The 7169-nt window shown below is 63.4% G+C and carries 9 protein-coding genes; 2 read left to right on the forward strand and 7 right to left on the reverse strand.

Features of this window, described 5'->3' with window-relative positions; genetic code table 11:
• From ACXJ7R_RS20410 to ygfZ, 3 genes are all read right to left on the reverse strand, one after another.
• A partial coding sequence (locus ACXJ7R_RS20410) for a PAS-domain containing protein (protein WP_457153423.1) occupies positions 1–666 on the reverse strand: 666 nt, incomplete at its 3' end.
• Positions 667–786: 120 nt separating this feature from the next.
• Positions 787–1422 (reverse strand): HD domain-containing protein, encoded by a 636-nt coding sequence (locus tag ACXJ7R_RS20415; protein ID WP_095086537.1) that lies wholly within the window; start codon positions 1420–1422, stop codon positions 787–789.
• Positions 1422–2279 (reverse strand): CAF17-like 4Fe-4S cluster assembly/insertion protein YgfZ, encoded by an 858-nt coding sequence (gene ygfZ / locus ACXJ7R_RS20420; protein ID WP_457153424.1) that lies wholly within the window; start codon positions 2277–2279, stop codon positions 1422–1424. Before ygfZ ends, ACXJ7R_RS20415 begins: the two co-directional genes overlap by 1 nt.
• 73 nt (positions 2280–2352) lie before the next feature.
• Between ygfZ and ACXJ7R_RS20425 the strand changes: the two genes are divergently transcribed.
• A complete protein-coding gene (locus ACXJ7R_RS20425; protein WP_457153425.1) occupies positions 2353–3684 on the forward strand; it encodes a dihydroorotase in 1332 nt (443 codons plus the stop codon).
• Between the two features lie 33 nt (positions 3685–3717).
• Here the strand turns inward: ACXJ7R_RS20425 and ACXJ7R_RS20430 are convergent, their stop codons facing one another.
• The 4 genes from ACXJ7R_RS20430 to ACXJ7R_RS20445 form a co-directional block, all read right to left on the reverse strand.
• Complete coding sequence (locus tag ACXJ7R_RS20430; RefSeq protein ID WP_457153426.1) at positions 3718–4503, reverse strand: hypothetical protein; 786 nt, start codon at positions 4501–4503, stop codon at positions 3718–3720.
• A 70-nt stretch (positions 4504–4573) separates the two neighbouring features.
• Positions 4574–4831: a hypothetical protein gene (locus ACXJ7R_RS20435; protein ID WP_457153427.1), complete on the reverse strand. Its 258-nt coding sequence runs from the start codon at positions 4829–4831 to the stop codon at positions 4574–4576.
• Between the two features lie 339 nt (positions 4832–5170).
• Positions 5171–5548, reverse strand: a complete 378-nt coding sequence (locus ACXJ7R_RS20440; RefSeq protein ID WP_457153428.1) for a TIGR02301 family protein — start codon at positions 5546–5548, stop codon at positions 5171–5173.
• A gap of 65 nt (positions 5549–5613) precedes the next feature.
• Positions 5614–6045: an NUDIX hydrolase gene (locus ACXJ7R_RS20445; protein WP_457153429.1), complete on the reverse strand. Its 432-nt coding sequence runs from the start codon at positions 6043–6045 to the stop codon at positions 5614–5616.
• 131 nt (positions 6046–6176) lie between these two features.
• On the opposite strand from ACXJ7R_RS20445, the gene ACXJ7R_RS20450 reads away from it, so the two are divergent.
• On the forward strand, positions 6177–6938 hold the full coding sequence (locus ACXJ7R_RS20450; protein WP_457153430.1) for an SOS response-associated peptidase: 762 nt from the start codon (positions 6177–6179) through the stop codon (positions 6936–6938).
• Positions 6939–7169: the final 231 nt, after the last annotated feature.

Genomic DNA, 7169 nt, shown 5'->3' on the forward strand with positions numbered 1-7169 from the left:
CGTCTGGCCGATCTGCAGGCGGGCTTCAGTTTTGAGGACCTCGCCATCGATATCGATGGGCGGATAGACACCCAGGCGTACAAGCCGCTCAAGGAGTTCGCGCAGACCCATGCCCAGCGGAAGGTCTGCCTCGCTGACACCATAGAGCTCCAGAATGCGTTGGTTGCGCACGATCAGCCTGCCGTCGGCGTCATACATCAGCAGGCCTTGCGACATGTTGGCAAGTGCTGCGTCGAAGCGGCGATGCTGCTCCTTGAGATCCCGTTCTGCGCGTCGCTGTTCGGTGATGTCCTCGTAGATGGAGACCCAACCGCCCGAAGCCAGCGGGCGATGCGAGATGTTGATGATACGACCGTCCGACAGCGTCTCCTCGTAGGTCGAGGCTTTGGCCTGGTCGATATAGGGCTTGCGGATGGCGTAGAGTTCTTCGGCGCTTTGCGAGGCGATGCCGATGTCGACGCTGTGGCGCAGGATGTCGAGGAACCGGATGCCGGGCCGCATCACCTTGGGGTCGAGGCAGAAGATGTTGATGTAGTTGACGTTGCAAATAATCATGCGCTCGTCGGCGTCGAACATGCACAGCCCATGCGACATGTTCTCGACCGCAGCCGAAAAGCGTTCGTTCTGTTCGCGCAGTTCGTCTTCAATGGAGCGCGGCCGATCCATGCCTTCGRCCCCCGGTTCCGGGACGGTCGAACCATCCTTGGCATCAGCGACGGGCATAAGGCGCCTGCGGATCGTGATCGAACGGGCTAGTGTGGTCGCCGCCGGTTAATTTAGCGTTTTTCAGCCGATCACGGGTGCTGGAACCTGGTGGCGCGACTTCTCGATTGCCGAAAAGCGCTTCAGGAACGCATTTTGCGCTGAGGTCACCGAGCGTGGCGTGAAATCGAAGCGATCGGCATTGAAACCGCGCGGACGGCCGAAGAATTCGGTCGCCTCGGCAGTCGAAAAACCGGCAAGCAGCGTTGCTTCGAAATAGGCGGCGATCTGGTCGGCGCGCTTGATCTCCTTGCGCAACGCAGCAGCTGGTTCCGGCGGCAACGAGAAGCGCAGATGGATGGCGCGCTGCAATCGCAATTCACAGTCCTTGTAGCTGCCGCCCATCACCGATTTGAACGGCGAGATCATGTCGCCGATGACATATTCGGGGGCATCGTGCAGCAGCGCCGCCAGCCGGGCGTCGGCCGAAGCCGCAGGCACCAGGTCGCAAAACAGCGCCTCGACAAGCAGCGAGTGCTGGGCGACCGAAAAGGCGTGCTCGCCTCTGGTCTGGCCGTTCCAGCGGGCAACGCGGGCGAGCCCATGCGCGATGTCCGAAATCTCGATGTCGAGCGGCGAGGGGTCGAGCAGGTCGAGCCTGCGGCCGGACAGCATGCGCTGCCAGGCGCGTGGCGGCGCGCCGACGCGATCGGCCGCCATCAGGCCTCCTCCGCGCTGACGGCTTCCTGCGGAAAGCTGAACTTCGCCCAGGCGGGGATGGTCACGGTAACCGGCACGTCGCCCGCCATGATCGGCTGGCCGGCGTCGAGCGCCGCCTTGACCCTGTCGATGCGGGCAATGGCGAGCCCGGTCGTGCCGGCGTTCGAGCCGAGCGTGCCGACGGGCCGCCCCTCGACTGTCAGTTCGGTGCCCGCGGCGGGCAGGGGAAGTCCGGCCTGGACRATCAGCACGCGCCGCCTGGCCGTRCCGCGRTGCTGCATGCGCGAGACRACCTCCTGGCCGACATAGCASCCCTTCYTGAARCCGACGCCGCCGGTTTCGTCCAGCAGCACGTCGTGCGGGAAGGCGTCTCCAAGTTGGTAGTCGCTGCCGCTTTCGGCAATGCCGCTGGCGATCCGGGAGGCCTGCCATGCGGCAAGGTCGCTCCGCTCATCCGCGTGGCCATAGCAACGCGTGACGGCGCCGTTCGCAAAGCGCGTGTCGGCGGCCGTTGAATCAGATTGTGAGGGCGTTGACTCAACTCCCCATGCGACGGTGACAAGCGCCTGATCGGCTTTGGCAATCTCGACCTTGGCACGCAGCTTGTAGAGCGTCAGCCGGCGTTCGAAATCATCTGAAATGTCGGCCCGGCATTCGAGCCTGAATGCATTCTCGCCAGCCCGCGAGATCAGGAAATCGAACAGGATCTTGCCTTGCGGCGAAAGCAGCGCGCCAGGTTTTGCTTGGCCGGGTGTCAATACGTCGAGATCGGTGGTCAGGATGTTCTGCAAGAAATGCTCGGCATCAGGCCCCGAGACGGAGATGAGCGCGCGGTCTTTGAGCTGGGCAAAGGGCATTGGCGAAAGCAGCCTGATCTTGCAAAACGGTCGGCCTTTACGTAAGCCGCTGGCACTCCCCCTGCAAGAGAGCATGGCCATGACCTACGACCTCATCCTGACAGGCGGCACTGTGGTCAACCATGACGGCGAAGGGGCTCGCGATGTCGGTGTGAAGGACGGCCGCATCGCTGCCATCGGCGATCTCGGCCAGGCCTCGGCCGGCGAGACGATCGACTGCCGCGGCCTGCATATCCTGCCGGGTGTCGTCGACAGCCAGGTCCACTTCCGCGAGCCGGGACTGGAGCACAAGGAAGACCTTGAGACGGGGTCGCGGGCGGCGGTGCTGGGCGGTGTCACCGCCGTTTTCGAGATGCCCAACACCAATCCGTTGACTACGAGCGAGGCAGCGCTTGCCGACAAGGTCCGCCGCGGCAGCGGTCGCATGCACTGCGATTTTGCCTTCTGGGTTGGCGGCACCCGCGAGAATGCGAAAGACGTCGGCGAACTCGAGCGGCTGCCGGGTGCGGCCGGGATCAAGGTTTTCATGGGCTCCTCCACCGGCGACCTCCTGGTCGAGGACGATGAAGGCGTCGCTTCGATCCTGAGGAATACCCGCCGCCGCGCCGCCTTTCACTCCGAGGACGAATTCCGGCTGCGCGAGCGTCAGGGCGAACGCATCGACGGCGACCCGTCATCGCACCCGATCTGGCGCGATGAGATCGCCGCCTTGCGCTGCACCGAGCGGCTGGTGCGCATCGCGCGCACTGTTCGCGCCCGCATCCATGTGCTGCACATCTCGACGGCCGAGGAGATCCTGTTCCTCCAGCAGCACAAGGATGTCGCAACCTGCGAGGCGACGCCGCACCACCTGACCCTGTCGGCTGACGATTACGCGCGGCTCGGCACGCTGATCCAGATGAATCCTCCGGTGCGCGACATCAGACACCGCGACGGCGTCTGGCATGGCATTGCGCAAGGCATCGTCGACGTGCTCGGCTCCGACCACGCACCGCACACACTGGCCGAGAAAGCCAAACCTTATCCGGCCTCGCCGTCGGGGATGACCGGTGTGCAGACGCTGGTGCCGATCATGCTCGACCATGTCAACGCCGGCCGGCTGACGCTGCAGCGCTTTGTCGACCTGTCCAGCCACGGTCCGCAGCGCATCTTCGGCATGGCGAGAAAAGGTCGCATCGCCGCCGGCTACGACGCCGATTTCACGATCGTCGACATGAAGCGGCGTGAGACTATAACCAACGCGCAGGCCGGCTCGAAAGCCGGCTGGACGCCTTATGATGGCAAGCAAGTCACCGGCTGGCCGGTCGGCACCGTCATTCGCGGCCGCCGCGTCATGTGGGATGGCGAGATCGTGGCGCCGGGCCAGGGCAAGACGGTGGAGTTTTCCGAGGCATTGCCTCGCTAGGCCCCAACCTCCCGCAAGGCGGGCCAAAAAGGCTCAATCGCCGGCGACGAAGAATGTCCACTGTCCGGTGGGCGTGATGCCGACGCGGTAGAAGATGTAGGCGCCGAACTGCTTCATGTCGTCGAAATCGCCGGCGGTGACGATCTTGAACAGTTCGACCCGTTGCTTGGCGTCGAGCTTGTCCAGTGGCAGCGCGAAGAAATACGGCCACACATAGAGTTCTTCCGGCTTGCCGGCATCGAGGTGGACGTAGCCGGCATTGAGCACCTCTTCCAGGATGGCCAGGATCTCCTGGCCGTCCGGGTCGCCCGAGAGACCCTTGAGGAAGGTGATGGCGTCGCCGTCTATATCGGTCAGCGACAATTGTGTCGTGCTGTCGCCCGTGCCGATCAAAGGCCGCAGCTTTTCGATGTCGCCGCTTTTGCAGGCTTCGACGATCAGGTCGTGCATGCGCCGTACCGGTTCCGGCAGCTTGCCGAGATCGTAGACGACCTCGGGCACTGGGGTTTCCGGATCGACGCGCGGCCTGGTTACGCCGCCGCCGCTCGGCGGGCTGTCCGGCTCGGCTTCGTCAGGGCCGGCCGGCTTGCTGGTTGGAGGCGGCGTTCCGACCGGGTCGGGCATTGGCACTGTGCTTCCCGGCGGCGACATGTCGTCGTCCGCCGGCGGCGTGACGGGTGCGGGGAGCTCTTCGCGCTTGATCTCGCTTAGCGCATAAGCGGGGCTGCTGACGAGAACCAGGGGAATCGCGGCACAGCCAGCGGCGAAGCAGATGTAGAGGACCAAGCCAACCGGCTTGCCTGACATCGAAAAACTCACTGCCCGTTTCTCCCTGCTTCCGGGCATGACGCCCGAGCGGCATTCTGCCGTCAAAGAACCGGATGTCGGTTCAGTGCCGCAGCCGTTCAGGTTCGAAGGCGCCAGCAATCACCTTTTCACGCATACGGTCGAGCAGGGCAAGGGCCGAGGTCTCACCATTGGCACGCAACATCTCGCCGAAGGCCGTCTCGAGCGCTGCCTCGGCAATGATCTCGGGCTCTATACCGGCGGAGAGACCTTCCGCMCAGGCTTCGCTGTGGCTTTCCACGGCGGTCAGGCGCTTCTCTTCCCTGACCAGCGCGTCGATGTCGTTGACACCATGTTCCATATGCGATGTCCACCCTTTCAAGCGGCGATCCGTCGATGCGGATCAGGCTTGATCTGTTCATTTCACACGCAGGGTCAATTAAGTATTTGTAAATACGACATTTTTTTGATCGTTTTTTACAGAGCCCGATTGCCTTGCGCGAAGCTGCGTTCAACTCAGGCCAAACTTAGCCGATTAGGGCGGCCTGCGGGGCGAAAACCTTCAGTTTGAGTTAATTCCGCATTCGCGCGGTAAGGTTTCATTAAGACTGTTGCAGAAGTGCCACACGAGGATTGCACCAAGATGTCACCTGACACAAGTCGGAGGTCCGAATATCTGTGGATGGGCAGTTCGGAATGCCTAGTTGCCATAACGCGAGGCGATGTCGCGCGACAGCGTCTCGCCTTCCTTCATATAGCGGCTGATGGCTTCGGTGGCCGAGGGGGTGYACTGCGTGTAGGTGCCGCCGAAGGAGCGGTAGCCGCGATTGAAGCTGGCGATGAAGCGGGCGCGCCGCTCGGCGTCCGGATTTTCCGAATCGAGCAGCTTCTGCATCTCGACACGCCACTGGTCGCCTTTCTCACCGCACAAATTGCGCAGGAAATGCAGCGATCCCAGAACTTCCGCCAGCCGCATCAGCCCGGGTTCGAACGGCGATTCGGCACTGAACGCCGGCCGCGTCGAGACGGCCGAGCTAACGGCCAGACATACGGCGAGGAGCAGGGATGGACGGTTCATAAGCCTCTTGGCCAAACAGCATTAAGTCTTTGTGGCGAAACAATTTGTCGCCCGCAAGGCGATTTTCAGGGCAGCCCGGCGTTTGCGCCAAGGCCCAGCAAGTCTTCGGCTACCGCGAACACCGAGCCGGCAAGTGGCAGCCTTGCCATCTCGCTGAGCGTATAGAAGGCGGCTGTCTCGGCGTCGTCGCTGGCCACCGCCTCGCCGCCGGCATAGGCGGCTCCGAACACTGTCAGAAGGTAATCGACCGGGTGGGCGTCATCCCTGCCGTCGATGTGGATTTCCCGAAGCGGGTGGTATTCGGTGGCGTTCAAGCCGGTTTCTTCCAGCAGTTCGCGCTTTGCCGCGGCCTCCAGCGTCTCGCCGGCCTCGACCTTGCCGCCCGGAAAGGCATAGAGCCCTTGCGATGGCTGCCGCGCCCGCTTGACCAGGAGCACGGTGTCGCCGCGCACGACGGCCACCGAGACGGCCGGAAGTGTCTTGCGCGCTTGGTTCATGGATTCCCGATCAGGCTCATCTGCAGGCAGGTCTGTTGTGGACCGCCCAGCATGGGGAAGCTTTGGCGATTGCGCAACGCCGGTTCCATCGCCACTTTCAAGCTGAACCAGCCGAAGGGTACCAGTCGACCATGTGCGGACGTTTTGCCTTGACCGCGACACCGGATCGGACCGCCGCCTTTCTGGGCGTGGCGGGGCTTGAGGATTTCCCGGCGCGCTACAACATCGCGCCGACGCAGCCGATCCTGGTGGCGATCGCCGGTGCTCCGCGGGCGCCGGGCTCCAATCTGCCGGACCGCCAGCCGATGCTGGTGCGCTGGGGGCTGATCCCGACCTGGGTGAAGGACACCAGGGAGTTTCCGCTGCTTTTCAACGCACGCTCCGAAGGGGCCGCCGAAAAGGCCTCGTTCAAGGCCGCCATGCGCCATCGTCGTGCGCTGGTGCCGGCATCCGGCTTTTACGAGTGGCGGCAAACCGGGGGCAAGAAGGGGCAACCTTACTGGATACGGCCCAGGCATGGCGGGGTGGTCGCCTTTGCCGGACTGATCGAGACCTATGCCGAGCCGGGCGGTTCGGAAATGGACACCGGCGCCATCCTGACCGTCAATGCCAATGCCGACATCGCCCATATCCACGACCGTATGCCGGTGGTGATCGATCCCAGCGATTTTGCCCGTTGGCTGGATTGCCGGACGCTCGAGCCGCGCGATGTCGCCGACCTGTTGCGGCCGGCGCAGCCTGATTTCTTCGAAGCAATTCCCGTGTCCGACCTCGTCAACAAGGTCGTCAACACCGGACCGGAGATTCAGGAGAGGGGCGAGATCGGGCCGGAGCCCGAGAAGGTCAGGCGCCAGAAGCCCGGCGCGGACGATAGTCAGATGACACTGTTTTAGAGGCGCATGTCGGCTTTAGAGGCACATGTCAGCGCTATGTCGCCGGCGCCTTCGGGTCGGTCGCGCACCAGTTCAGGCAGCGCGAGGTGATACGATCTTCTGCGCCGGCTTTTTCTTCTTCGCGGTATGGAGAAGGGCGGCGACGATCGCTGCCGGGCCGATGGCGCGGTAGTGGCTGGCAAGCGCCGGTTGCTTGGCGCGGTTGGATTCCTGCTTGGTTCGGGGCATGTC

It is taken from the genome of Mesorhizobium sp. P5_C1 (assembly GCF_054049815.1).